The 24,535-nt window shown below is 69.6% G+C and carries 24 protein-coding genes; 6 read left to right on the forward strand and 18 right to left on the reverse strand.

Translation table 11 applies throughout. The features are described 5' to 3' along the window. Positions 1-26: 26 nt before the first annotated feature. The 4 genes from Scani_RS01160 to Scani_RS01175 all read right to left on the reverse strand — a co-directional run bounded on the left by Scani_RS01160 (position 27) and on the right by Scani_RS01175 (position 5,214). The gene (locus Scani_RS01160; RefSeq protein ID WP_159469087.1) at positions 27-890 is read right to left on the reverse strand and encodes an ABC transporter permease; all 864 of its coding nucleotides are present in this window, start codon (positions 888-890) and stop codon (positions 27-29) included. Continuing rightward, positions 850-1,842 carry an ATP-binding cassette domain-containing protein gene (locus Scani_RS01165; protein ID WP_159469369.1) on the reverse strand — a complete coding sequence of 331 codons (993 nt, stop codon included), beginning with the start codon at positions 1,840-1,842 and terminating at the stop codon, positions 850-852. Before Scani_RS01165 ends, Scani_RS01160 begins: the two co-directional genes overlap by 41 nt. Before the next feature lie 614 nt (positions 1,843-2,456). After that, complete coding sequence (gene ulaA, locus Scani_RS01170) at positions 2,457-4,019, reverse strand: PTS ascorbate transporter subunit IIC (protein ID WP_159469089.1); 1,563 nt, start codon at positions 4,017-4,019, stop codon at positions 2,457-2,459. A 298-nt stretch (positions 4,020-4,317) separates the two neighbouring features. Beyond that, positions 4,318-5,214 carry a PTS sugar transporter subunit IIAB gene (locus Scani_RS01175; RefSeq protein WP_159469091.1) on the reverse strand — a complete coding sequence of 299 codons (897 nt, stop codon included), beginning with the start codon at positions 5,212-5,214 and terminating at the stop codon, positions 4,318-4,320. Between the two features lie 182 nt (positions 5,215-5,396). Between Scani_RS01175 and Scani_RS01180 the strand changes: the two genes are divergently transcribed. Both Scani_RS01180 and Scani_RS01185 read left to right on the forward strand, forming a co-directional pair. Further along, complete coding sequence (locus Scani_RS01180; RefSeq protein ID WP_159469093.1) at positions 5,397-6,557, forward strand: hypothetical protein; 1,161 nt, start codon at positions 5,397-5,399, stop codon at positions 6,555-6,557. Between the two features lie 48 nt (positions 6,558-6,605). Then, positions 6,606-7,139, forward strand: a complete 534-nt coding sequence (locus Scani_RS01185) for a hypothetical protein (RefSeq protein ID WP_159469095.1) — start codon at positions 6,606-6,608, stop codon at positions 7,137-7,139. A 67-nt stretch (positions 7,140-7,206) separates the two neighbouring features. On the opposite strand, the gene Scani_RS01190 is transcribed toward Scani_RS01185, so the two are convergent. From Scani_RS01190 to Scani_RS01205, 4 genes are all read right to left on the reverse strand, one after another. After that, positions 7,207-8,430 (reverse strand): PP2C family protein-serine/threonine phosphatase, encoded by a 1,224-nt coding sequence (locus tag Scani_RS01190; protein ID WP_246295415.1) that lies wholly within the window; start codon positions 8,428-8,430, stop codon positions 7,207-7,209. Positions 8,431-8,646: 216 nt separating this feature from the next. Further along, on the reverse strand, positions 8,647-9,357 hold the full coding sequence (gene gntA, locus Scani_RS01195) for a guanitoxin biosynthesis heme-dependent pre-guanitoxin N-hydroxylase GntA (RefSeq protein WP_159469097.1): 711 nt from the start codon (positions 9,355-9,357) through the stop codon (positions 8,647-8,649). A 219-nt stretch (positions 9,358-9,576) separates the two neighbouring features. Then, positions 9,577-10,122 (reverse strand): MFS transporter, encoded by a 546-nt coding sequence (locus Scani_RS01200; RefSeq protein WP_218039153.1) that lies wholly within the window; start codon positions 10,120-10,122, stop codon positions 9,577-9,579. Positions 10,123-10,639: 517 nt separating this feature from the next. Further along, a complete protein-coding gene (locus Scani_RS01205) occupies positions 10,640-11,338 on the reverse strand; it encodes a class I SAM-dependent methyltransferase (protein WP_159469100.1) in 699 nt (232 codons plus the stop codon). Positions 11,339-11,863: 525 nt separating this feature from the next. Between Scani_RS01205 and Scani_RS01210 the strand changes: the two genes are divergently transcribed. Continuing rightward, positions 11,864-13,183 carry a sensor histidine kinase gene (locus Scani_RS01210; protein ID WP_246295416.1) on the forward strand — a complete coding sequence of 440 codons (1,320 nt, stop codon included), beginning with the start codon at positions 11,864-11,866 and terminating at the stop codon, positions 13,181-13,183. Between the two features lie 52 nt (positions 13,184-13,235). Here Scani_RS01210 and Scani_RS01215 read toward each other — a convergent pair whose 3' ends face one another. Continuing rightward, positions 13,236-13,463 (reverse strand): DUF5133 domain-containing protein, encoded by a 228-nt coding sequence (locus Scani_RS01215; protein WP_159469102.1) that lies wholly within the window; start codon positions 13,461-13,463, stop codon positions 13,236-13,238. Between the two features lie 230 nt (positions 13,464-13,693). Beyond that, on the reverse strand, positions 13,694-14,554 hold the full coding sequence (locus Scani_RS01220; RefSeq protein WP_159469104.1) for an RNA polymerase sigma factor SigF: 861 nt from the start codon (positions 14,552-14,554) through the stop codon (positions 13,694-13,696). Between the two features lie 306 nt (positions 14,555-14,860). Between Scani_RS01220 and Scani_RS01225 the strand changes: the two genes are divergently transcribed. Further along, complete coding sequence (locus Scani_RS01225; RefSeq protein ID WP_159469106.1) at positions 14,861-15,034, forward strand: CsbD family protein; 174 nt, start codon at positions 14,861-14,863, stop codon at positions 15,032-15,034. 110 nt (positions 15,035-15,144) lie between these two features. Here Scani_RS01225 and Scani_RS01230 read toward each other — a convergent pair whose 3' ends face one another. Then, the gene (locus tag Scani_RS01230) at positions 15,145-16,038 is read right to left on the reverse strand and encodes a SigB/SigF/SigG family RNA polymerase sigma factor (protein WP_159469107.1); all 894 of its coding nucleotides are present in this window, start codon (positions 16,036-16,038) and stop codon (positions 15,145-15,147) included. A 348-nt stretch (positions 16,039-16,386) separates the two neighbouring features. Between Scani_RS01230 and Scani_RS01235 the strand changes: the two genes are divergently transcribed. Then, on the forward strand, positions 16,387-16,737 hold the full coding sequence (locus Scani_RS01235) for an STAS domain-containing protein (RefSeq protein WP_159469109.1): 351 nt from the start codon (positions 16,387-16,389) through the stop codon (positions 16,735-16,737). Positions 16,738-16,847: 110 nt separating this feature from the next. Here the strand turns inward: Scani_RS01235 and Scani_RS01240 are convergent, their stop codons facing one another. From Scani_RS01240 to Scani_RS01270, 7 genes are all read right to left on the reverse strand, one after another. Then, positions 16,848-17,396 (reverse strand): ferritin-like domain-containing protein, encoded by a 549-nt coding sequence (locus Scani_RS01240; RefSeq protein ID WP_159469111.1) that lies wholly within the window; start codon positions 17,394-17,396, stop codon positions 16,848-16,850. A gap of 343 nt (positions 17,397-17,739) precedes the next feature. Continuing rightward, positions 17,740-19,614 carry a glycoside hydrolase family 15 protein gene (locus tag Scani_RS01245; RefSeq protein WP_159469113.1) on the reverse strand — a complete coding sequence of 625 codons (1,875 nt, stop codon included), beginning with the start codon at positions 19,612-19,614 and terminating at the stop codon, positions 17,740-17,742. A gap of 311 nt (positions 19,615-19,925) precedes the next feature. Then, complete coding sequence (locus Scani_RS01250; protein ID WP_159469115.1) at positions 19,926-20,153, reverse strand: DUF6458 family protein; 228 nt, start codon at positions 20,151-20,153, stop codon at positions 19,926-19,928. Between the two features lie 209 nt (positions 20,154-20,362). After that, complete coding sequence (locus Scani_RS01255; RefSeq protein WP_159469117.1) at positions 20,363-20,887, reverse strand: hypothetical protein; 525 nt, start codon at positions 20,885-20,887, stop codon at positions 20,363-20,365. A gap of 73 nt (positions 20,888-20,960) precedes the next feature. After that, complete coding sequence (locus Scani_RS01260) at positions 20,961-21,320, reverse strand: ATP-binding protein (protein ID WP_159469119.1); 360 nt, start codon at positions 21,318-21,320, stop codon at positions 20,961-20,963. Positions 21,321-21,556: 236 nt separating this feature from the next. Beyond that, positions 21,557-21,949 carry an ATP-binding protein gene (locus Scani_RS01265; protein WP_246295418.1) on the reverse strand — a complete coding sequence of 131 codons (393 nt, stop codon included), beginning with the start codon at positions 21,947-21,949 and terminating at the stop codon, positions 21,557-21,559. A 224-nt stretch (positions 21,950-22,173) separates the two neighbouring features. After that, a complete protein-coding gene (locus Scani_RS01270) occupies positions 22,174-22,632 on the reverse strand; it encodes a PRC-barrel domain containing protein (RefSeq protein WP_308686545.1) in 459 nt (152 codons plus the stop codon). Between the two features lie 934 nt (positions 22,633-23,566). Between Scani_RS01270 and Scani_RS01275 the strand changes: the two genes are divergently transcribed. Next, the gene (locus tag Scani_RS01275) at positions 23,567-24,409 is read left to right on the forward strand and encodes an SAM-dependent methyltransferase (RefSeq protein WP_246295420.1); all 843 of its coding nucleotides are present in this window, start codon (positions 23,567-23,569) and stop codon (positions 24,407-24,409) included. The last annotated feature ends 126 nt before the right edge of the window (positions 24,410-24,535 follow it).

Consider the following 24,535-nt stretch of genomic DNA (forward strand, 5'->3'; position numbering starts at 1 on the left):
GCCGGGAGCCGGTGGGTGACGTGGTGTCAGCGGGCCAGGCGGCCCAGAAGCGAGGAGGCCGCGGCGATGCCCAGTACGGCGGCGCCCACCAGGACGGTGTAGTCCAGGGCCAGATGGGCGTGGGTGCCCAGGAGGAGACCGCGGAGGGCATCGACCTGGTAGCTCAGGGGGTTGATCCGGCTGACCGTCTGGAGCCAGCCGGGCATGATCGCCACCGGGTAGAGGGCGTTGGAGGCGAAGAAGAGCGGCATGGTGATGGCCTGCCCGATGCCCATGAGGCGGTCGCGGGTGAGCACGATCCCGGCGATCGTCATGGACAGACAGGAGAAGAAGGCGGAGCCGAGCACCACCGCGACGACGACACCGAGGAGTCGTAGGGGGTTCCAGGTCATGGCCACGCCGAGCAGTGCGGCGATGACGATCACCACGACGGCCTGGATCAGCGCCTTCACCCCGGCGGCGAAGGCCTTTCCGGCGATCAGGGCCGAGCGCGGGGTGGGCGTGACCAGCAGTTTGGTGAGGATGCCGGCGTCCCGCTCCCAGATGATCATGATGCCGTAGAAGATCGCGATGAACATGGTGGACTGGGCGATGATGCCGGGCGCCAGATAGTCGATGTACGGGACGCCGCCGGTCGGGATGGCCTTGATACGGGTGAAGGTCTCGCCGAAGACCAGGAGCCACAGGGCGGGCTGGACGGCGCGGGTGTAGAGCTCGGTGCGGTCGTGGCGCAGCTTTTGCAGTTCGACCACGCACATCGCGAGGACTCTGGCGGGCAGCACCCGCCATCCGGTGCGGGCCCGCGGCGGGACCAGCAGCAGGTCCAGGCCGCCGGGGCCGGTGGCCGGTTCAGCCGACTCGGTGCGCGGTGCGGCGGGTGCTTCGGACATCGCGGAAGTCTCCTGACTGCTCGTCGAGGCCGCTGCCGGCGACGTCCCGGAAGACGTCCTCCAGGGTCGGCACGGCGTCGGACGAGCGCGATGGGGCCGACGAGGGAGAGGAGGACGAGGAGGGGGCATCGGCCGGTCCGGCCGAAGGGGGCGATGAGGGGGCATCGGCCGGTGCGGGGGCGGCGGTGGCCGCGGGGTCCGGTGCCGTGGGGGCGGTGGACGCGGCCGCGCGGCGGCGGGCGTGCAGGGCGGACCGGAGCTCGTCGGGGGTGCCGAGGGCGCGGATGCGGCCGTGGTGCATCAGGGCGAGACGGTCGCAGTACTGGTCGGCCTCGTCCATGTAGTGCGTGGTCACCAGGACGGTCATGCCGGTGGCGGCCCGTACGGCGTTGATGTGCTCCCAGACGCTGGTACGGGCGATCGGGTCGAGGCCGATGGTCGGCTCGTCGAGCATCAGCAGCCGGGGCGCGCTGACCAGCGCCTGAGCGAGTTCGAGGCGGCGGATCATGCCGCCGGAGTACGTCTTGGCGAGCCGGCCGGCCGCGTCGGTGAGGCCGACCGCCTCCAGCGCCTGGGCGATGCGTGCGGCGCGTTCCCGGCGGGGGACGTCGAAGACCCGAGCGAACAGGGCGACGTTCTCGCGGCCGGTCAGCCCGGCGTCGGCGGACAGCTGCTGCGGTACGTACCCCAGCAGCCGGCGCACCGCCATCCGCTCCTTCGCCGCATCGTGCCCGAAGACCCGCACCATGCCGGCCGGGACGGGCAGGAGGGTGGTGATACAGCGGATCGCGGTGGTCTTGCCCGCCCCGTTGGGACCGAGCAGGCCGAAGACCTCGCCGGGGCGGACGGAGAGGTCGACGCCGTCCACGGCCTTGGTCTCACCGAAGGCGTAGCGCAGGGCCCGGCAGGTCACGGCGTCGGGTGCGGTCGCGTCCGGGCCGTTAGCCGTCATATCCGGGCGGGACGCGGTCACGTCCGGGCCAGGAGCGGTCCCGTCCCGGCTCAGTGTGGTCATGTCCGAGGTGGGAGCGGTCACGTCCGGGGCACCATCGGTCGCGTCCGGTCTCGCGGCTTCCGTTGCGTGCGGCTCGCCGGCCGGTCCGACCGCGCCGGACATCCGCCCCGGCCTTCCTTCGTCCTCGCAGGTCATACGCGCTCCGCTTCCTCGTGCCGGCGGTGGGCGCGACCGTGCGGGGCCGGGCGGGCCGCCGTCGGCGTCCCTTGGCCGGCCTCGGGCAGGCGCGCGGCCCGCTCGCGTACCAGGGCGCTGCGGCGGGTCCCGCCCTCGCGCGGCCGCGCCCCGGCCGCGGGGGTGAGCAACCACGGGGCCGGGCGGCGGTCAGGCCGGCCCGCGGCCGGTGGCGGATGAGCCGCCGTCCGCCGGTCGGCACCTCGTCCGGCGCGTCGGGAACTCCCCTGCAGCCATGTCCGGATTTTAGCTCCGGGCAGGAGGCAGCGGCCCGGACGCGCGCGGGACGGGCATCGAACGGCCCAGCCGGGAGCCGGGCCGTTCCGTGCCGTGCCGTGCGGGCGGGCGGGCGGGAGCCTGCGCCGCCGGGGACCGGCTCAGCGCCCTTCGGGTGGCGGTGGCGGGGTCGGCGCCCCCGCCGGCGGCGCGATCTTCGCATGGACCCGGTCCGGCGCCGGGGCCGTGCCGGATGCCACGGGCGCCGTGCGCGGCAGGGCGGCGTCGCGGCGGGCGCCCGGGTCCCAGCCGGCGTCCACGACACGCTTCTGGAAGAGGATCGCCGCGCCCAGGAGTACGGCGCCGAGGGCCAGCATCGCGAGGATGCCGCCGGTGGCACCCGCCTTGGCGGCGTTGCCGAGCAGGGTGCCGAACCAGCCGAAGTCGGCATCGCCGAACGTGGTGTTCTCCTTGCCGAACGCACCGAGCACCTTGAGCAGCAGCGCGGGCAGGAACGTGATCAGCACACCGTTCAGGAAGGCACCGACGACCGCACCGCGCCGTCCCCCGGTGGCATTGCCGTACACGCCGGCCGCGCCACCCGTGAAGAAGTGCGGTACGAGCCCCGGCAGGACCAGCGCGAGGCCGAGCGCCGGATGGCCCACCCAGGTCAGCAGGGCGAGGCTGACCAGGCCGCCGGTGAAACTGGCGAGGAAGCCGATGAGCACCGCGTTCTGCGCGTACGGGAAGACGATCGGGGCGTCGAGGGAGGGCACCGCGCCCGGGACCAGCTTGCCGGCGATGCCCTGGAACGCCGGGACCAGTTCGCCCAGGATCGTACGGACGCCGAAGAGGATGACCGCGACCGCGATCCCGAACTGCAGGCCCTGCATCACGGACTGCATGACGTAGTTGCCGAGGTCGCCGGCCGCGCTGCCGCCGTCGGCCGCGAACGCCTTGAACGCCGTCGCCCGGCCCGCCCGGGCCAGGTAGACCAGCGACATGATGACGTAGATCAGCACCATGGACAGCGCCGTGGCGACCATCGAGTCCCGCAGAAAGCGCAGGCCCTCGGGGAGCTTCATGTCCTCGGTGCTGCGGCTGCGCTTGCCGACGAGTTGTCCGGCGGCGCCCGCGACGATGTAGCCGGCGGTACCGAAGTGGCCGATGGCAATGCTGTTGTTACCGGTGATGCGCTTGGTCCAGGGGTGCGCGAAGGCCGGCATCGCCACCAGCAGGATGCCCAGCAGCAGTCCGCCGACGACCACCACGCTCACCGCGGAGCGGCCCGAGGTGGCCAGGACCATGGTCAGCAGGGTGGCCATGAACAGCATGTGATGGCCGGTCAGGAACACATACCGCAGCGGTGTGAAGCGGGCCAGGAGCAGCGCGACCGCGAAGCCGAGGATCATCAGCCAGGCGACACGCGCCCCGAACCGGGCCTGGGCGATGCCGACGATCGCCTCGTTGGTCGGGATCACACCATGCGCCCCGGTGGCGCCCTGGATCATGCCGCCCAGCGGGGCGAGGGAGCTGACCACCAACTGCGCCCCGGCGCCGATCAGCAAAAAGCCGAGCGTCGCTTTGATGGCGCCGCCGGCCACTTGACCTGCGGTCTTCTTCAGCGCGAGCAGACCGGCCGCCGTGATCAGGCCGATGAGATACGCGGGTTGGCTGAGGATCTCGTTCACGAGAAACGTGGCGAGGGATATGAGCCAGTCCATGGTGGCGTCCGTCCTCCCGGCTTCCGTCAAGGGGAGCGTCGTGTGTCAGGCGTGAAGGGCGAGGTGGGGCACGTCGGATGCGGGAGGCCGACGGTGAGAGTCGGGTAGGAGAGGTCAGGGGTGCCGGGTGACGTGTCACGCCGTAAGCCCGACGTCGTAGCCCAGGTGCTGTAGCGCGGACGGTGCGTGCCGGACGGCGCGCCCCGGTCCATCCGTCCTGGGCGGCATGGGCCGGACGCCGTATCTCCGGCGTCGTCGGCGGGCGGTCGTTCCCGGACGCCGTGCTCAGTCGCCGTACTCACACGTCATAGGTGTCGCGGAGGATGCGGTCCACCTCGGGACCGCTGGTGAAGTCCTCGACGACCCGGACCGGCACGCCGACATCGCCCAGCGTCCTGGCGATCTCCCGGGAGGTGAGGATCACGACGGCCTCGGAGGCCTTGCCCTTGGCCGAGATGGTGTCGGTCGCCTCCACCGTCACATGGCGGGACCAGCCCCAGCGGTCGAGCACCTGCTCCAGCGTGTTCTTCAGGAACAGGCTCGTGCCCACGCCGTTGCCGCACACGGTCAGGATCGTGTGCACCGCCCGCGCACTTCCGGGCTGCCCGGATGCGGCCTGATCCGTTGCGCCCCCATCCGCTGTGGCCTGCTCGGTTGCGGTCTGTTCGGATGCGGGCTCGTCGGATGCGGCCCGCTCGCGTACGGCCTCCTCGTCCCGGGGCCGGTCCTCGCGCTCCCGCTCCCCCTCCGGCCCGGCGAGCACCGCATGCAGCGCCTCCGGACCGGCCGCGTCCTGCAGGGCCCGCGCCGTCGCCGGGTCGGCGAGCAGTTGCGCGAGTGCGGCCATCGCCGCTGTATGCGCCCCGGAGTCCTCGGCGGCAAGTCCCACCACCAGCTGCACCGGGTCATTCGACTCATGGCCGAACTCCACCGGTTGTTCCAGGCGGACCCAGGACATCCCGGTCCGGAGCACGGCGGGTGAGGGGCGGGCGTGGGCGAGCGCGAAGCCGGGCGCGACGACGAGGTACGGCCCGTTCTCCTCGACATTGCGGATCATCTCCGCGGTGTAGGTGTCGGTGGCGGCGCCCGTCTCCACCAGCAGCCCACCCGCCGCACATATCGCTTCCCGCCAGTCCGCCACCCGGACGTCGAGGCGTACGGCCGCTTGAGGGAGAAGATCATTCAGCGCTGCCATGGCAGGGGACTCTACATACGCCCAGGTGACCGCGCACCTATGCGGAAGCAGGAATTCCGAGGGATTTCCGCGGAACTGCCGCCCCGGACAACGGCCTTGACAGTCCCTTGTGGGCGCAGAAGCCTGGTTCTTTCGGCAGTTGCCGGATGTCGGGTGATACCGGGGGAATCGGGGGACTCATCGTGAGGTACACCTCTGCGCGCGCGACGAACGGGAGAACGGCGGGCACGGGCACGGGCTCGGGCTCGGGCTCGGGCTCGGGATCGGGCTCGGGCTCGGGCTCGGGATCGGGCACAAACGCGGACGCGAGCACGGACACGGACGCGGCCCGTCCGGACGGCAGGCGCCGCACCGCCACCACCACGCACGCGCTGCGCCCGGCCCGTCGGCCGCGCGGCAAGGGCCGGTTCGCCGCCCTCGGCACCGCGGCAGCACTCGCCCTCTCGCTGCCACTGGCGGCCTGTTCCCCGGGCGGAGAGAGCAGCGACGCGGCAGACGAACCCAGTAGTTCGGCCGCCGCTTCGGCATCGTCCCCCAGCCCGACCCCGAGCGTCGATCCGGCCACCTACCGGCGCGCACTGTCCAGCGCCCTCGGGCCGCTCAACGGCGCACTGCGCGCGGTCGACGGGGCGCACGACGGCGGGCCGCTCAACAAGGCGCTCGATGCGGCAGCGGCCAAGGCGGACACCGCCGCCGGCAGCCTGCAAGCGGCCGCCACGCCGGACGACGCCCTCAGCGGAAACGGTCAACTCGCCCTCGCACTGCGTGCGTTGGCGCAGGACCTGAGGAGCGCCCGCGGCAGCGGCGGCCGCTGCGCCACCTCACCACGCGTCGCACTCGGTACGGCCCACAGCCCACAGAGCATCAAGGAGGCCGGGCGTGCCCTCACCGCCCTCGGTTACGACGTCACGCTGCGCCTGCCGCGTACGGAGCGGGCCAAGCACCGGCGGCTCGCGAACGGCTCCTTCGTCCACGACGGCAGCCGGGGCGGTCTGGGGCGGCTGACCGTCAAGAACGGCACCGCCGGCGATGCCGTGGTGACGCTGACCCGCGGGAGCCGGACGGCGTTCTCCGTGTACGTGCGCAAGGGCTCCCAGGCGACCGTTCGCAGTGTCAACAGCGGCTCGTACAGGGTGTACTTCACCACCGGCGAGGACTGGAACGACGCGAAGAGCTCCTTCACCCGCGCCTGCAGCTTCGAGAAGTTCGACGACAGCGCGACCTTCCGGACGGTGCGGGTCGCGGGCGGCACGCAGTACACGGTGCTGACGTTCACCCTGAACAAGGTGATCGGCGGAAATGCCAGTACGAGTACGGTGCCGCCGGGAGAGTTCCCGTCGTAGCGGCGGCCGGCGCGGGGTGCGTCGAGGCGGCTCGGTAAGGTGCGCCGGGTGGGCGACAGTACGTGGTGGACTCTGGCGATCGCGGCGGTGACCGGCGGCACGGCCGTGCTCTCCAGTTGGGTCACCGGCCGGGGCAGCGCCCGGGCCGCCAGGCTCCAGGCCGAGATCGGCGCGCGCTCCCAGCGCGCCGAGCGGCTACGGGAGAGCCGGCGCACCGCCTACCTGGACCTGATCGAACAGGCCCACCGGATGGGCGAGTTGTTGTGGGAGATCTCCGCGACGCTGCGGATGCCGGGCTCCGAGGACCGTACCGCCGCGCTCGACGAGCTGCGGGACCGCGAGGTCGCCGAGTACGCGAAGATCCGTCGCTGTGCGCGGGTCGTCGAGCTGGAGGGCCCGTCCTCGGCCGCCGCCGCGGCGCTCGCCCTCCAGAAGACGACCCGGCCCTTCTACGCTGCCCTCACGGACGACCTTCCCGGCGACACCGAAGTCCGCGACACCTTCAATGCCGCCTACCGCCCCTTCTGGGCGGCGCTGGAGGACTTCGTGGACGCGGCGCGCAAGGCCCACCAGACGGACTGAGCCGGCCGGGCGGACTACCGGGGCGACGCCGTGCGGGCCTGCCCCGCGCGCCGCTCCTCCGCACCGGCTACGGATCGCGGTGGCCGGAGCCGTCGCCGTCGCCGCAGGGTGCCAGGGCGAGGAGGGCGACGTCGTCATGGAAGAGACGGGTGTGGCGGGGCAGGTCGGTGTTGAGGAAGTCGATGACGTCGTCGGGGCCCGGGGCGGGTCCGCCGTGGAAGCGGTGGTGGAGGCGGTCGAGGAGCGGGTAGAACGCACCGGTGTGATCACGGGCCTCGATGAGGCCGTCGGTACAGAGGAGCAGGACGTCGCCCCGGTGGAAGCGGTGGGTGTAGGCGACGGGGTCCTCCTCGGCCAGGGCGCCCAGGCCGAGCGGGAGGGCGGGCGGACCGGTGAGAGCCGTCACCTCGCCGCGGGAGATGAGGACCGGCTCGATATGGCCGTGGTTGACGATCGTCACGCGCCGGGCCGGGGCGTCGTATTCGACCAGGACGGCGGTGACGAACAGCTCGTCGTCGGGGAGCTCTTCGGCCTCGCGGTTCAGACGCCGTTCCATACGGGCGGCCACGGCCGGCAGGTCCCCGGGGTCGTGGACGGCCTCGCGGAAGCTGCCGAGGATGTCGGCGACCGTGCGGACGGCCTGCAGCCCCTTGCCCCGGACGTCGCCGATGATGGCGCGCTCACCGGACGGGGTGGCGCGGATGTCGTAGAGGTCGCCGCCGACCATGGTGCCGACCTCGCCGGAACGGTAGAGACCGGCGGCGAGCACCCGCCCGACCTGGCGCGGCACCGGGCGCAGCAGGGTGCGCATCAGGACCTCGGCCACCGAGTTGGCCCGTACCAGGTGCTGTTCCTGGCGCCGTCGGTGGGCGGCCAGCGCCATGCCGAGGACGCCGACCAGGCCGGTGGCGATATAGGCGGCGACGTGGTGGTTCTCCCATAGCTCGTGGATGTTGTGGCCGGTGCAACAGGGCGTGCCGGCCACCACCCCTTCCAGCGTGACCGCCACGACCGTGAACACCGCGACGCTCACCGGGCCGAGGGCGTATGCGGCGATCACCGGCAGCGCGATGAGCAGGAAGCTCACCGCCCAAGGCGTGGGGGTGACGGTCTCCAGCAGCATCACGAACGCGATGTAGCCGACCGGCAGCCAGCGCATCCACGCGGGGGGACGCGGCACCGCGAGGCCGCTGTGGTCGACGATTTCCGCGCGTCTCCCGCCCCGGCGGCCGACGCCCGGCAGGCGGTCCCGACCGATCCGCGGAAGGATCCGCTCACCCCACCTGTCCACCCGGGCTCCCGACGCGGCCGCGATCAAGAAAGCACAGCCTGACGCGGCCGGACGGCCCGACCCGGCCATTACGCCGTCAGCGGCATGTCCCCCTCGCCGGGCCGGGTGGCGCGCTTCCGGTCACCCGGCCTCGATCGCGGCCCACCCGTGCCTGTCTACGGGCCGTGCGCGCGGTGGCCGGGCTGCCCGGCCGGAGAGTGGCGGTGAGGCGCGGGCTCACCGCTTGTGCTGGAGGAGTCCCTCGGTGAAGTCCTCGGTAGCCGGTTCGTGCCGCGAGGTATAAGGGCACTTCCAGTCCTCTTCGGTGAACCGGCCCGAGAAGTGCCGTGCGGGCTGCTCGTATTCGTACTCGGTGAAACTCGGATTGACGGAGCCGTTGTTCTTGGCCTCACGCCTGCGGATCGCGCCCTGCATCGAGTAGAAGTTCTCGCCGAGGAGCATGAACTGTGCCAGGGAGTTGAAGGCGATGGCCGACGTCATGAAGCGACGGCTCGCCCGGGACGAGCCGGGGTGCATGCCCACGACGAAGAAGGCGTGCCCGCCCGTGTGGAATCCGAAGTTGGCCCGCTCGGGGTCCGAGGACGCGCCCCGGTCCAGGCCGAAGGTCCGGCTGTCGAGGTCGTGCATCAGTTGCAGATGCCTCCAGAGAAGCTCCTCGTAGGCGTGTTCGTCGACCGTTGCGGGCTCGTCGAACGTCGCGACAAAGGTGCGGAAGCTCTGGTCGGACAGCAGGGGACGGACGGTGTCGACATACTCCACGAGGTCGCGGTGGTTCTCCTCCGCCGACGCCTCGTCGCCCAGTCTTCGATAGTGCCGGTGGGTGAGGGAGCGGCGTTTCAGCGCGGCGCGTGCGCCCAGGCAGCTGAACTCCCGGGTCTGGATGAAGCGTTCGAGTTCGGTGCGTATCGCGGTGCTGTGCTCATTCATCGTGAGACCTTGGCCGGATCCGGTGGTTGACCCCATGACAGTGCGGGGTGCCGGAGCGGACGGCAAGGCATAAATCGGACGAAGAGCGAAATCGGAGGGTCCGCGGCGATGCGGGCACCTAGGGGGTGTCGGGACCGATGCGGTGGCGGCCGGAGCCGCCACCGCACACGCGCCGGAGGGACGTTCCGCGAACGGGGAGGTTCCGTCAGCGGCCGAGACTCAGTCGGCCTCTGCCGCCGCCTCGGCCGGCGTCCCCTCCGCCGCCGTCCGCGCCCGGTCCGGCCCGGTCTTGACGAGGGCCAGCAGGGCGGCGAGAGCCACGGCGACGGCCATCACCCCGGCGGTCACCGAGGAGTTGCCGGTGAGCAGGCGGCCCGCCACACCGGTGAACAGCGCCACCAGCAGCGCCCGTCCGCTCATGGTCAGCGAGGCCGCGGCCCCCTGGAGCTCCGGATACCGCCCCATGGACCGCCCGAAGACGATCGGGTAGAGCGCGGCGAAGCCGACGCAGAAGAGGGCGAGCGAGCCGGTGGTCGGCCACGGTCCCCGGCCGGCCACGAGGAACAGGCCGGTACCGACGACCGTGGCGACGATGCCGAGGGCCACCGTGCGTTCCGGGCCGCCCAGGACACCGATGAGCTTCGCTGCGAACAGGCTGGTCACGGCGAACGAGGCCACGATGATCAGCAGATGCCCGGCGAACCCGACCGGGGTCAGGCCGAAGGTCCCGGTATAGAGGAACGAGCCGGCCGCGATGAAGACCATGTAGGCCGCGAACAGCAGGCACCGATGAAGTTGCAGGTGATCGTCAGCTGTACGGAGGAGCCGGCGGCGCCCAGGTCCTGTGCGATGTCCGGAAAGCTGGGCACGGACATATCAATTTCGATGACGGTGCCGATCAGTGTCAGCACCAGCAGGGCAGGCAGAGATCTCGGTGGAGTCATGGCCTCATGAGGGACGTATCCGAAGGAACGGTGTGCAGACACGTTGGCCGGAGCCGCGCCGGAAAAGGCAGGGCTCAGCGCTGGGGCGTGACCTGTCTTCGGACCAGCGGCCACCAGGTGGCGTGGGCATTGAGCGGCCTGCGGCTCGCCCTCTCGCCACCCTTGGCGAATAACGCCGGCTGCACCGTCTCCCCTTCTGAACGTCGAGGCTGTCGTCACCTCAAGCTAAATGTGCGGTTCATGGATGGCGCAACGCATTTCTCTTTCCCGCGCAGCCAGGGGCCGACGCGACGGTCCGTCGCGGGCCCCTGAAGAAGCGCGAGCCGAGCAGACAAGCCCTAGGGCAGCGTGAAGAAGATCATCGGGTTGTGGTCGCTGTCCCTGACCGGCTCGTCGAGGCCCAAGTCCTTCTTGACCAGGGCAAGCTGCTGCGTCACTTCGGGCGCCTTCGCCGTGGACGGCGTGAAGAACTCGATGTTCTGCTCGGCCAGCCACTTCACGATGACCGACCCTTCGCTGAACGGCTTGGGGCGCCGGCCGTGGAAGACGTCGTGAACGCTCGTGGGCGTCCGCGGCGGAACGGCGGAGAACAGGTTCTCGATGTACCAGTGGGCAAAGCGCGCCCCGTGGTCCGCGTCGATGAAGAGGTAGTCCGTCTCGGCCGGAATCTTCTCCGGGTGCTGCTGGATGTCCCCCTTGGTGAACGTCCAGCGATCGGCGGAGAGTTCGCGCGGCACATTGCGTACGACGTTGTCGACGATGTCGAACGAGTGCAGATGCCCGGTCCCGTTGTCGCGGAGCGCGCTCAGGATCCACATCGTCGACCAGCCGTAGAAGGTCCCGACCTCCACCACGACCTCGGGACGCAGGTCGCGGAGGAGCAGATACGTCATCTCCGCCTCGTAGTCGTCGAGCTGCGCCTTCATCGACTTGCCCCGGTCCCGGAGGAACTTCCGCTGGGCGTCACGCACCACCCGCAGGTCGTCCTGGTACTTCGCGTACAGGCTGCTGATGTGCTCGACGGTTATGGATTCCACTTTTCCTCCACCCGGTGGGGCGTATTGCTGCGAACGGAACTGATGTCAGGGGGACGACAGGAAGGAGCAGGCGGTCGGGCGGGGAATGTCATGCGCTGTGCACAGGCGAAGGGGGCGGCATGTGCTCCGGTCCGCGGTGCGCTGCGCCGCACCGCACGCGAAACGACCGTGGACGGAGTCGGGCACGACCAGGCGCGGAGCCGCCGGCCCGCCCCGTGTCGGGCCGGCGGTGTCGCCGCATGCGCACGTGAAAGCCGGGAGGAGGGGATGGAGCTCCCCTCCTCCCGCCTCGCATCGCGCATGGCCGCCGTTCCCCCGTTTCCCCCGTTCCTTGCGCGGCCGAGGACAACGCTAGATTTCGCAGCCCGAAACAACATCACGCTCCAGAGCCAATTGGTGCGTAGCTCTCAGGTACTCGGTGCATAGCTCTCAGGTATGACGGATCACGCCGGGCCTACCGCCCGCTCCCGGCTTCCGCTTCCGGGATCCGCCTGCGCGCCGACGGTCGCTCCGTACGATGGCCGCGTGACTCCGGACTACCTCACCGCCTCGTCGCGGTCGGGGCGGCGCCCCTTCCCCGCGCGGCAACTCCTGACCGCGGTACGGGCCCTGCGCCGCGACCTCTCCCCTTTCCGGGACGGGGCGATGTCGCCCGCGCCCCGGCCCAAGGGCCGTGTGCTGCGGCATCTGCCGTTCGCCCTCGCAACCCTCGTCGCCCTGGATCTGGCCATCTCGGGCACCCTGATCACCGAAGGGCAGTCCGGTCCGCTGCGGACTCTGGCGGCGCTCACCGCATGGGCCCAGGCACCGGCCCTGGTACTGGCCCTCTACCGGCCGGTGGCCGCCTGGTGGCTGTCCCTGATCGCGGCCCTGCCGTACGCGATCGGCGGGCCCCTCACCGGCGAGTCGCTGAACGACGCGGGGCCGTGGCCCTGGACGGCACCGGGGCTGATGGCGCACCTCTTCGTCACCCTGATCGTCGCCTGCCGGCTCAGGCCGCGGGTGTACTTCACGCAGTGGGGGATCACCCTGCTCGTCGGCGGGATCCTGACCGTCGTCCTGTCGCCCCCGGTCGAGCTCAACGGCCTTCTGCCGTGGGGGCTGCTCTCCGCGTTCACGCTGGCGGTCGTCGCAGCCGTCCGCGGACGCCTGGAAGGCCGGCGGGAGTTGCGCAGGCAGGAGGCGCTGACCGAGTTCGAACGCTCCCGCCGGGCGCTGCTGGAGGAGCGCACCCGCATCGCACGGGAACTGCATGATGTCGTCGCCCATCACATGTCCGTGGTTGCCGTGCAGGCGGAAGCCGCGCCCTACCGGGTGGCCGAGCCTCCGCAGGAACTCAGCGACAGTTTCACCAGCATCCGGGAGAACGCCCTGGCGGCCCTGACCGAGCTACGGCACATCCTGGGCATGCTGCGGTCGGAGGAAGAGATCCCGGACAACCGCTATACACCACAGCCCACCCTCGACAACGTCGAGGAGCTGGTGGCCAACGTCCGTTCGGCGGGCCTGCGGATCGACTGGTCCGTGGACGGCACGCCCCGGCCGCTGCCCCAGCGCGTCGAACTGTCGGCCTTCCGGATCGTGCAGGAGGCCCTGAGCAATGCGCTGCGGCACTCCCCCGGCTGCCGCGTCGAACTGGAGATATCCCACGGTCGGTCCGCCATCGGCATACGCGTCGCCAACAGTCCGGCGTCCGCGGAGGTGAAGCGCCGGCCGAGCACGGGCCACGGGGTGCTGGGCATGCGGGAGCGCGCGTCCTCCCTCGGCGGCAGCGTGCGGATCGGGCCGCGGGAGGACGGCTGGTACGAGGTGAGCGCCTCGCTCCCCACCCACCTGCGGGACTGACCTGCTTCCGGGGAGCACGCCGGCGGTGCGGTACCCCGGACCGATCGGGCGGTCAGCCCGCGAGGAGCGAGGCGTCCTTCACCTGGGCTCCCGGCAGCCGATGGCGGGCGGCGGCCAGCGCCGCGTCCACATCGCGGGTGCCGGTGGAGACGCACAGGGTGTAGGCGACGTCGTCCATCCTCCGGCGCACCTCGGCCTTGCCCTGGCGAGCATGCAGCAGCTCCAACGCCTCGTACTTCTCGACGAGTTCCAGCAGCATCGCAGGGTGGGCCATCAGCATCGTCCGGTCCTTTCAGCAGGTGAAGCGATTCCTCGCTGCGGTTGCCCGCTCGACGCCTGCCTACACACCGCAGGCCTGAATTCGCCGTACGGGCGGGGGAAGGGGCCCGGGCAGGAAAACGTCGGTGCCGTCACCAGCGGACACGGCTGGTGACGGCACCGACGGGAGAAGCGCGGCGGCTCCTTATGACGACTGCTGGGGCACTGCCCCGGAGGCGGCGGGCGAGGGACTCACCGTTCGGTGAACATCCCGGCGCGGAGCTTGCCCAACGTGCGGGTGAGCAGCCGGGAGACGTGCATCTGGGAGACGCCCAGCTCGGCACCGATCTGCGACTGGGTCATCTCCTGACCGAAGCGCAGCTCGATCAGCCGGCGCTCGCGTGCATCGAGCGTGTCGAGCAGCGGAGCCAGCACATGCAGGTCCTCGACGGTCTCCAGAGCCGGGTCGTTCTCGCCCAGGACGTCGACGAGGGTGCGGCGCTGCTCCGACGGGTCCGGGTCGGCGGGGGTGTCGAGCGAGCCGGCGGTGTAGCCGTTGGCAGCGACGATGCCCTCGATGATCTCTTCCTCGGACAGGTTGAGGTGGTCGGCCAGTTCGCGGACCGTGGGGTCGCGGTCGAGAGAGGCGGCGAGGTGCTCCTTGGCCTTGGCCAGGTCGCTGCGCAGCTCCTGGAGCCGGCGGGGCACGTGGACGGCCCATCCGGTGTCGCGGAAGAACCGCTTGATCTCCCCGAGGATGTAGGGGACTGCGAAGGTGGAGAACTCCACCTCGCGCGAGAGCTCGAAGCGGTCGATGGCCTTGATCAGGCCGATCGTGCCCACCTGGATGACGTCTTCCATGTCGTCGCCGCGGTTGCGGTAGCGGCGGGCGACGTAGCGCACCATCGACATGTTCATCTCGATGAGGGTGTTGCGCGCGTACTGGTACTCGTGCGTGCCCTCCTCGAGGACCTGGAGCCGCTCGAAGAACTGCTTCGACAACTCCTTCGCATCGCGCGGGGCCACCTTCTGTGGTTGCGTCACCTCCGGCAGTACGGAGTCCGTGTCGGCGTACCGCTGCTCGGTTGTGGTCTCGCTCACGATGGTGGTCATCTCGCCTTCCCGCGCGCCCGGCACCCGCGGACGCTGCAGCGGGCGCCTACCCCGGACTCACACCACCATGCCTACGAATCGGAATCGATCTTCAGGGGAGCGCGAAGTCGGGCCGCTCCGTGGCCCCTGGGCATCAGCACCCCGTCCAGGGGCACACGTCGAAACGCGGCCCGGAGCGTGCACTGCCCCGCAGGGGACTCACCTCCATCGCGGTGGGCGTTCCGGGCCGCTTCCGCTCCCCCTTCCGTCGTTTGACGGCGCACTGCGGGGGCACGCGGAAAATGCCGCCAACGGAAGGACCGCACCATGAGTGCCAGCGAAAAGGTCAAGGCCATCGCCGAGCAGACCATCGGAAAGGTCAAGAAGGAAGCGGGTCGAGCGGTCGGGAACGAGAGCGCGACCGCCGAGGGCTCCGCGAAGGAATCCAAGGGCGATCTCCGCGGGGCGAAGGAGAAAGCCAAGGACGCTTTCAAGGAATGACCGGCCGTACCTCGTGCGGGAGGGGCCACAGCTTGTGGGCTGTGGCCCCTCCCGCATGTCCGAGGTCGTTCTCCCTTGGGTGCCGGATGCGAAATCGGGCCGCACCGGCATCACTTCTGGCTGAGCATTCCTCTGCGGAGCTGCTTGATGATGCGGGCGAGCAGGCGTGAGACGTGCATCTGGGACACGCCGAGTACGGCACCGATCTGCGCCTGTGTCATCTCCTGGCCGAAGCGCAGCTGGATGATGAGGCGGTCGCGGTCGCTGAGCAGCTTCAGGAGCGAGGCCAGGGTGCACCGGTCCTCGATGCGCTCCGTGGCGGGGTCGGTCGCGGCGAGGACGTCGGCGAAGGTCGGCCCGCCGCCCGCCGCCGTCTCACTGTCGCAGGACACGTTCAAGGAGACGGCCGCGTAGCCGTTGGCGGCCACCAGGCCTTCGATGACCTCCTCCTCGGTGAGCTGCATGTGCTCGGCCAGCTCTTTGACGGTGGGCTGCCGGTCCAGGAGGGTGGACAGCTGTTCCGTCGCCAGGGCCAGTTCGGCGCGGAGTTCCTGCAGACGCCGGGGCACATGGACGGCCCAGCTGGTGTCGCGGAAGTACCGCTTGATCTCCCCGAGGATGTGCGGGATGGCGAAGGCCGCGAACTCCGTCCGGCGGGTCCGGTCGAACCGGTCGATGGCCTTGATCAGGCCGATCGTGCCGACCTGGACGATGTCCTCCATGTGGTCACTGTGGCTTCTGTAACGGGAGGCCACGTAGCGCACCAAGGACAGGTTCATCTCGATGAGCGTGTTCCGTGCGTACTGGTACTCGGGAGTGCCTTCGTGGAGTTCCCCGAGCCGTTCGAAGAAGAGCGGCGACAGGGCCTTGGCGTCATGGGGAGCGACGCTCCCGGCATCCTCGATACGAGGAAGCGTGGTGGAAGATTCTCCGGCGCGCGGTGACGGCCCGTCATGGACCTCCTGCAGTTTTGCGTCCGATACGTCCTCGAAAACCGCGTTCATGGTTCACCTCCGGAATTCAGGTCGTGTGAGCACGCCCATTGCCCGGGGCCGCGCCCGCTATGCATACGGGCCGCACAATCACCCCGCTGAGTGGCGCAGCCGGGGTACCGGAGAAGGCCATTCGCGCAATTCCCGAGTCGATGAGCCGGAGCACGGCCGGCGCCGCGTCACACCTCTCGGGCGGGGTTCCGGCGCGGCGCCGGGAGGTGCCTCGACGACTGCGGCGTGCGCCGTCCGGGGGAAGGTCTTCGACTGCTTCGGCGGTCTTCGAGGGTCACCGGGTCCATCGATCGGCCGAACAGGAGACGGTCTGATGCTGTGCCGGGAACCCATGGCATGCTGGCGTCCATGTACGTTCATACACCGGCCGTGGTGACTCATGCGGTCGAGGACGAGGTCTTCGTCGTCCGCGTCAGCGGGTCCCTCGATCACGACAGCGCCCCTCTCCTGGAAGAGGCCTGCGCGCTGGCGAAGGACTCCGGCGCTCCACGTACCGTCCTCGATCTGTCCCTGGCCGACTTCGCCGACTCCACGGTGCTGCATGTGCTGCTCACCGCCCAGCGGGCCCACGACCGGCAGGAGCGCGAGCTGATCCTCGCCGGCCCGTTCCACGACGTCATCCGCCGGCTCTTCGATGTCACCGGCACCGACGCATACTTCACGCTTGCGGACAACGTGCCCAGCGCCCTGGAGGGCTGAACGCCCTTCCACCGAGCCCGCGCAGGCCGACGGCGGCCGATGGCGGCACCCCCGGGCGCTAGGGGTGACGCCGTCGGCCGCCGTCGTCGGGCCACGTGCCGCGGCCCGCGTCAATCGCGCTTCTTCTCCTGCGGAATGCGCTCCAGCAGTCCTCGCATATCGTCCGCGTGCTCCTCTTCCTGCGCGAGCAGGTCCTCGAAGACGCGCCGCGTGGTCGGATCGCCGTCGCCCAGCCATTTCGCGATCTCGGTGTACGAGGCGATGGCCACCCGCTCGGCCACCAGGTCTTCCTTGATCATGTCGATGAGGTCGGAACTGGCGTCGTATTGGGCGTGCGCACGCGAGGTCAGCGTGTCCGGGTTGAAGTCGGGCTCACCGCCGAGCTGAACAATGCGTTGCGCCAGTTTGTCGGCGTGCTCCTGTTCCTCCGCGGCGTGCTCCAGGAACTCCGCGGCGACCGGTTCCGAATAGAGACCGGATGCCGTGTAGTAGTGCCGCTTGTACCGCAGGGTGCACACGATTTCTGTGGCCAGCGCCTCGTTGAGCACCTGCAGGACGCGTCCCACATCGGCCCCGTAGGCTTCCGTGACCGGCCCCTTGTCCATCTCGCGGCGGGCGCGCTCGCGGAGGGTTGTGATGTCGGTAAGAAATTCAGCCACAGTCTTCCTGCCCTTCGGTTCTCTTAGGCTGGACAGCGCTTCACTCGGAATGTCGGGGTGTCGTGAAACTACCGACACCGCGTTCTCGGTCCGGACGAACAGCCCTGGACGGCGAATGCAGACCGAGAACGACTTTCGAGGCGACGACAGCAAGTATGCCCATGACGGAGCCGACGATCGGCATTCTTCCGCCGACCGCGAGGTGTTTCCTGCTCCGTCACACACCGCCTGCCCTGGATCGAGACCGGTATTCGCGCCTGATCATGGTCGGTAACGGGCGGCATTCTCTCCTCGCGGACCAGGCCGACAGGGCCGGCCACGGGCCCGCGTTTACCGGGACCGCTCAGCCCATGAATCCGTCCAGGCTGGTCGCTGCGCTGATCAGTGCGAGGTGGGTGAATGCCTGCGGGAAATTCCCCAGATGTTCGCCCGTCATCCCTATCTGCTCCGCATACAGACCGAGGTGATTGGCGTAGGTGAACATCTTCTCCAACGCCACTCTGGCCGCGTCCACCTGACCGGTGCGGGCGAGCGCCTCGACCCACCAGAACGAGCAGATCGAGAAGGTCCCCTCGGTGCCGTCCAGACCGTCGGGGGACAGCTTCGGGTCATAGCGGAAGACCAGGCTGTCCGTCACGAGACTCGCGCCGATCGCGTCCACGGTGGAGCGGAATCTCGGGTCCTTGGGCGACAGGAATTTGACCATCGGCATCACCAGGAGCGAGGCGTCCAGAATGCTCTCCGGCGGCTCCTCCGGGTCGCCGCTGAGGCGTTGGACGAAGGTCTGGTCCTGTGCGCTCCAGCCTTGCTCCATGATCTGGTGGTAGATCTTGTCGCGCTCCGCCATCCAGCGCCCCAGATCACCCGGCAGGCCGCGTTGGCGGGCCATTCTGATCATGCGTTCCACCGCTACCCAGCACATCACCCGTGAATAGGTGTGGCGCTGCTGTCCGGCACGGGTCTCCCAGATACCCGCGTCGGGGCTGTCCCAGTGCTCCAGCAGCCAGTCGAGGATGGTGCACAGGTCCATCCAGCTCTCGTGGGAAATACCGTCGCCGTGTTTGTTGAACAGATATATGGCGTCGAAGAGTTCGCCGTAGATGTCCAGCTGGAGCTGGTCGGCGGCGCCGTTGCCCACCCGGACCGGGGCGGAACCCCGGTAGCCCTCCCAGTGGTCGAGGACCTGCTCGGGCAGCTCCGCACTGCCGTCGATGGAATACAGCACGCGGAGCGGAACGTGGTCACCGTCGCGCGCACCGCGCAGGCAGTCGGTCAGCCAGCTGATGAAGGCCTGCGCCTCGCGGGTGAAGCCCAGGCGCAGCAGGGCGTGGAGGGAAAAGGCGGCGTCGCGGATCCAGACGTAGCGATAGTCCCAATTCCGTTCACCACCGACCTGTTCGGGAAGCCCGAGGGTCGGTGCGGCGACAATGGCGCCCGTGGGCTCGTGGGTCAGGAGTTTGAGGGTCAGCGCGGAACGGTGCACCATTTCGCGCCAGCGGCCGGTGTAAGTGGACTGGCTCAGCCACTGGCGCCAGAACCGTACGGTGGCGCCGAACAGTTCCTCGGCGGCCTGTGCGTCGACCAGATCGACGGACGGCTCGGCACGGGTGGGTGCGGTGGACTCCAGCACGAAGAGGACCGACTGGCCTTCTGTCAGGTCGAATTCGCCGACCGCGTCCTGGTCCTCGGCGTGGAGGACCACGCTCGCCTGGAGCGAGATGTCCAGCGCCTCACTCGTAAAACGCACACCGTGCGGCTGGGGCTCCACCTTGTGCGGGTCGCGGCCGTAATTCATCCGCGGTGCGATGACCGTCCGGATACGCGCGCTGCCCCGTACGCTGACCACCCGCCGCACCAGCCGCTGCCGATGGTCCCGGTCTCCCTCGGCCCGTATCGGCATGAAGTCCTGGATCTCGACGATGCCGTTCTCGGTCAGCATCCGCGTCATCAGAATATTGGTGTCGGGGAAGTAGTACTGCTGCCGTGTGGCCACGTCCCCGACGGGGCTGAGGTGCCAGTGTCCGCCGTCGCGAGCGTCGAGCAACGCGCCGAAGATACTGGGCGAATCGAAGCGCGGGGCGCAGAACCAGTTGATCCGGCCGTCGGTCCCGACCAGTGCGGCCGTGCGCAGGTCGCCGATCAGCCCGTGTTCCGCAATGGGGAGATAGCCCTCGCTCGCCGTACCGTCCGCCGCTGCCCGGCCTCGATCCTCGTTCACGCGTCAGGCACCGGCCCGCCGCGATACGGCCGCTCGCGGCGGAGCCGGGCAAAGAAACCTGCCGTCGGCGGCGCCCCGGCATGCCGCTCCCTCAGGAGGGGGTATCGCTCCCTGCGGGGCGGCCGCCGCCGCTCCTGCCGTGTGGTGGTCCGTCATCAACTGCCTCTCCCGGCAATGCGGCTGTCTGCTCTCTGCTGTCCGCCCGTGACCATCTGCTCGTCAGGGGTGCTCACGGAGCGGATGCGCCGGCCGTGCCGGGAGCGGCAGGTTGCGTTCCTGAGGCGCCCGGTCCGTATCCGCCGGCCCGTGCTTCACCGGTAGGTACGCGTCTCCTCGACGTCGACGACCGGGGCTCCGGGAGCCGGCGGCTGGACGCGGCGCCGCTTGAGGATGCTCACATAGGCCGCCAGGCCGATCACTCCCACGGCCATCATGATGAGGCCGACCAGGTCGAGGTTGACGCTGGACAGGTGCCAGTCCACGGCGAACGTCAAGATGGCACCCACTGCGATAAGACCGATGCATCCACCGATGCCCATGATGGTCCGCTCCCTCCGGTAGGCAAATGCTGCTGACCTCGCGTATGCCCCGGGAGAACACATTCAAGGGCCCTCGGCGCGCGCAGTGCACAACGCCACGGGGCGGTGCTCGTCCTCGGGGCGCGTTCTCCGAGGCAGTCGAGGCGGCTCGCCCGCCCTGTCCCGTGCCCGAGCGCGGCGTCAGGATTGCCGACGGCGGGGCCTTCGGCTCAGGCCTTGAACAGCGGTTCGTAGGGCGTGTTCTCCGGTGTGTAGATCAGGACGAAGTCCTTGGCCTTCTCGATGGCGACCTCGCGCAGGCGGGTCAGGACCGCGCTTTCGGGCGGAAGTTCCAGGCCGAGGGCAGCGGCCGCACGGTCCCGCTGAGCTGCCAAGTCGGGCATGTCCTCCAGATGGTCGGCGGCCGCCTCGCCGCTCTCCTCCGGCGTCAAGGCGCGACAGTCACGCCACCACGGCACGACCAGCAGGAGCTGCAGCAACTCCGGCAGCCCGATCGCCAGCAGAGCCGCGCCGCCTTCGGAGTCTGCGTAGAGGACCGGATGTTCCTCGCCGCCCTCGCCACAGAAGAAGTACGTACCGCCGGCTCCGTCGCCCGCGAAGCCCTCCAGCGCAGCGCCGGACGCGAGGTGGACCTCCTCGACATGGTCTCCCCGGCCGAGGTCGAAGTCGCCCGGCCAGGCGAGGAAGTCGGCAGCCTCGTCGTGTGCGGCGATGGCGGTGATCAGCGCGTGCATGCGCCGCACCTTAGCGGCCGGGTACGACAGTCGAGGGCGGACCGGTGCGGGGAGGCCGTGCCGCGCGGTGACGTCAGAGGGGCAGCGTCACGCGGATGGTCTTGCCGGTCGCCGTGACGACGATGTCGATGGTGCGGGCCAGCCGCTGTATCAGGGGCCAGCCGTATCCACCCGTGGCGTCGGGGTCACGACGGGCGGGAGCGGTGGGGCGGCGCTCGCTCTTGTCGTCGACCACCAGCTCCAGGTAGCCGTCGACGATCTCCGCGGTGAAGCCGGTGAGCCCGCCTCCGTGCCGCTGGGCGTTGGTGACCAGTTCCGTCGCCACCAGGAGGGCATCGACGAGGGCCAGGTCGTCGACCGGGCTGCCGGTCCTGTGCAGCAGGTCGTGCACGTAGTTGCGTGCCTCGGCTGCCCTGACAGGTAGTCCCCGCATCACACTCTCACCTCAAATACGCCCGCACCGTCCCGGCGGCGCCGTATCCCTTGTCCGCCCGCCCGGCGGGCACGGCCGCCCGGGCGCCGCTCTCGCACGGGGCTGCTCTCGCACGGCAGGACGGCAATACTCTCAGGCCGCTTCGCCGGCGCCGCGGCGGGTAGGGGCGTAAGGCACAGCAGACCGCAGACACGGATGAACTGCCCGATGGCGCCGACGGCGTCCCACCGGCGACATCAACCGGATGCGCGGTCGAATGCGAGGGGAATGGTCACGGTAATGGCTTTGCCGCCCGGGGTGGGAATAATGACCACACAGGCGGTGAGTTGCTGAATCATCGGCCATCCATATCCGCCGACCGCATATTTTTCACGTCCCACGGCGGTGGCGGGTTGCCGACGGTTGCCATCGGCTACGGTCACTTCCAGGCGGTCGGCCACGATCCGGGCGGAGAAACCGGAAATTCCGTCTCCATGGCGCTGGGCATTGGTGACCAATTCCGAGGTGACCAGCAGGGCGTCGATGACGGAGAGTTCATCGATATGCGGACGGTGAGCGCTCAGCAGCTCATGAACATGGGCACGCGCCTCCGCCGCTTTCGTCACCGGGGTCTGCTGCGCACCCGTCACACTCTCACCTCACGCCCGATCCATCTCCACGCCCTGGAGCTCCGCCGCCGCCCATCCGAGGGCCGCCTAGAAGGCTACTTCGACGAGAGGGTTCTCCAACGGGTTCCCCGGATCCGAGGGTTTACGCCCACCCGCACGGCGCCACGCGGGTGAAATCCCGGGCCGGCCGCCCGAACGGCGGCCGGCCCTCCGGCTCCGGGCCCGCCCGGACGGCCGGGCCCGCTTCAGACCAGGGGAAATCCCCCGAAATAGACCCCGACCTGATGAAGATAGTCGGCGCTGCTCGCGTGCTCGTCCCCCTCGAAGGAGGGCGCGTCCTTGATCTCCTGCCGGGTGCGGCCGACGTAGACCTTTTCCTCGTCCCGGTCGATGCCGGTCACCGTGCCGGCCGGCAGCACGACCCGCCTGCCGAGGATCCACGGGCCGGTGTCGACCACCAGGTGGGCGGAATCCACCTCGTCAGAATGCTTGTCCACCTTGCCGATACTTCCGTCGACGGCTTCGACGCTGTACCCCACAAGAGCCGCGCCCGCCCTGTAACCGGAGTCGGGAAGGTATCCCCAGACATTGGAACTCATGCGAAATCCCTTCAGCGCGACGCGATAGCGGGCTTTGATTCCGCCACTGCTCACACCCCTTGAGCAAAGGGGAACAGTGACGGGCCCTTTCAGTGTGTCGGTCATCCCGACAACTGCTCTGATGCCCCGAGTCCGGTATCCAAAACAGCAGGCCACGACGGGAGCCGGCAAACGCCCCGTCCGCTGTTCTTCACCAGTGGCTACGGAACGGGCTGGTTCGGCTTTCGGCGGACGGAGCGCCGCTTGAGGAGCTGGAAACACCTCGTGCTCTCCCGCCCTCAGGGAATTCTCCGACGCGATGCGCGCCGGGTCGGGCAGGGCCGGGTCCGGACGGGTCGAGACGGATCAGCGTCGAGTCGGATCGGGGCCGCGGCAGCACTGCCCCGGGACGGACACCTCACGCCCGACGTCACCAACCCGCCCCCCACCGACCCGCCCATTCGCCGGCCCGCCAACTCACCATCGGCACAGCGCCGTTGCCCTCTTCATCACGGAGCGTCGACGACAGGGCGCTCAAGGCCGAAGGCGGAAATCCGACCTTCGATGGCCGCTTTCTTGCCGACGTGGGGGCACCGGGCGAGTCACCGCGACCCTGACACCGGGGTCGGTCGGCCACCCGGTGTCCGATACCCGACCCCCCAGGAGTGCGGGGTGCCCGGCACCCGACCCCGACCGTCGGCCAGCAGCGGCCGGATCATGCGGGCGTCCCTGTCGGCGAACGGCGGGCAAACGCGAAGGAAAAGAAAAGCGATGGCCTGAAATCGGCGGCCAAAAACCGGTGGCCGGAAACCGTCGACCGAGCTTAACGACCGGCGGTCGTACTATTCATCCGTCCGGGTCTTTCATCAGACCAGCCTTGCAATCGGGTAGATAACTCACCGTAGGATCCTTTCTCGTTAGGCCGTTTGGCGTAGGGCGTCGTCATGCCGCGCGCCGCACGAAAGGACGCCTTCTTGAATTGGTCGACACGGACCATTAAGGGCTCTTCATCCATGGTCTTCGCCGACAGACCGCCCCTACGCGACAAGGGGGGTTCCCGGTGACCCAGAATTACGACACCGGACTGGCCGGCGTCTCCGAAACCGCCTTGTGGACCGCGCAGATGCGGGCGGGTGAATCCGGAAAACCGGACGCATTGTTCAGTGACCCCTGGGCCGAGAAATTCGTGGCGGCGGCCGGTGGATTCCACGGCCCGCCCGGGGCGGGGGCCTTTCAGGTACTGCTGCCCGAATGGCTGGCGGTCCGTACCCGGTTCTTCGACGACCACCTCAGGGCCGCGGCCGGCTCGGGGTGCCGGCAGGTGGTGCTGCTGGGTGCGGGCCTCGACACACGGGCCTTCCGGCTGGACTGGCCCGCGGGGACCCGGCTGTACGAAGTGGACCTGCCGGCGGTGCACGCCTTCAAGGAAGGGGTGGTCGCGGACAGCGCCCCTTCGGTGGGCGAACGCATCGCCGTCCCGGCCGACCTGCAAGGCTCCTGGTCAGATGCCCTGACCGAGGCCGGCTTCGATCCGGCCGAGCCGACGGCATGGCTGTGCGAAGGGCTCCTCTACTACTTCGAACCCGAGGTGGTGGAGGCGCTCGTGGCCACCGTGTCCGGGCTCTCCGCGCCGGGCAGCAGCCTGGGCGCCGAATGCCTGAACGCCGAAACCGCCCAGTCCTCGTTCATGCGGCCGTGGCTGGAGGACATGGCCGCCGCGGGGACGCCATGGCCATGGCGGCTGCGGGATCCCGAGAACTGGTGGGCCCGCCACGGCTGGGCCGCCGGAGTAACGGACCTCTGGAGCCTGCCTTATGTCGTGGAGCGGATGGGGGCTTTCCGCAATCTCCTTCAGGGGGGCGAGGAACTCAGCATGCTCTTGGTCACCGGAATGCGAAAGTGACGTACCGATCGCCCTGCCGGAAGGCCGGAAAGGAGTTCCCTCGGAATGAATGATCTCCAGGTAGAAGGTACGGTCACGGAATCCTTTTGCGTCGGCTTCCCGCACCATGGAACGGATGACATCACC

Source organism: Streptomyces caniferus (genome assembly GCF_009811555.1).
GTDB lineage: Bacteria > Actinomycetota > Actinomycetes > Streptomycetales > Streptomycetaceae > Streptomyces > Streptomyces caniferus.